Source organism: Dorea sp. YH-dor226 (assembly GCF_039832105.1).
GTDB lineage: Bacteria > Bacillota > Clostridia > Lachnospirales > Lachnospiraceae > Dorea_A.
Genome location: NZ_JBDOHS010000041.1, coordinates 1 through 1,083, shown reverse-complemented (window position 1 = coordinate 1,083; position 1,083 = coordinate 1). Strand labels below are relative to the sequence as shown.

2 tRNA genes and 1 rRNA gene are annotated in these 1,083 nt (G+C 40.0%); all 3 read left to right on the top strand.

The features are described 5' to 3' along the window. Positions 1-229 precede the first annotated feature (229 nt). A tRNA-Ser gene (locus ABE547_RS14645) sits at positions 230-315 on the top strand. A gap of 61 nt (positions 316-376) precedes the next feature. Continuing rightward, a tRNA-Ser gene (locus ABE547_RS14640) sits at positions 377-466 on the top strand. Positions 467-862: 396 nt separating this feature from the next. Next, positions 863-1,083 (top strand): 16S ribosomal RNA (locus ABE547_RS14635); the annotation flags it as partial.

Genomic DNA, 1,083 nt, shown 5'->3' with positions numbered 1-1,083 from the left:
TTAGAGATGGATGAACAGGAATAAGATAGCATTAAGAATAAGTAATTTCCATACCTGATGTTTGGAAGTAGTAAGTTCCACATCAGGTTAGTTAGGGGTGGAAGTAAGTTTTACAAATGAGATTTTTGAAGAAAAAATAACAAAAATAAAAAATAGATATTGACGGGCGACAGGTTGTGTGATAAAATACAACATGTCGCTGAGTTGATGCGATAAAAATTGAATACATGGAGAGGTATCGAAGTGGTCATAACGAGGCGGTCTTGAAAACCGTTTGTCCGAGAGGGCGCGTGGGTTCGAATCCCACCCTCTCCGCTTAAAAACTACCAAGTAGAAAGCTGGTAGTTTTTTATATGAATGTACTCGAGCAGTATCTGGAGAAATACCCAAGCTGGCCGAAGGGGCTCCCCTGGAAAGGGAGTAGGTCGTTAATAGCGGCGCGAGGGTTCAAATCCCTCTTTCTCCGTTGCCGGAAAACAGTCTGGATAATGGATGTAGTTTTACGGTGAATATAATACCGGAAAATGTTGAAAAAAGTCAAAATAACACTTGACTGAAAAAAATGAGTATGGTATTATAGAAAAGCTTTCGAAAAACAAAAGTCGAAAGAAAAAATAAAATAAAAAAGTTGTTGACAAACGACAGAACATATGGTATTCTAATATGGCTGTCGCAAATGGCAACAAAGAACCTTGATAATTAAACAATAGACAACAACCCTGAAGATTTCTTAAGAGAAAAATTCAGAACGAAGACATGAAAATGTCAACCTAATAACAGTAAAAGGGATAAGAAAGCTAGTAGTTTTCTTGAACTGGAGCGAACTTGATTTTGGATCTGTGTAACAGCAGATTTGAGATTTTTTAACGAGAGTTTGATCCTGGCTCAGGATGAACGCTGGCGGCGTGCTTAACACATGCAAGTCGAGCGAAGCACTTGAACCTGATTCTTCGGATGAAGATTCATTTGACTGAGCGGCGGACGGGTGAGTAACGCGTGGGTAACCTGCCTCATACAGGGGGATAACAGTTAGAAATGACTGCTAATACCGCATAAGACCACGGTACCGCATGGTACAGTGGT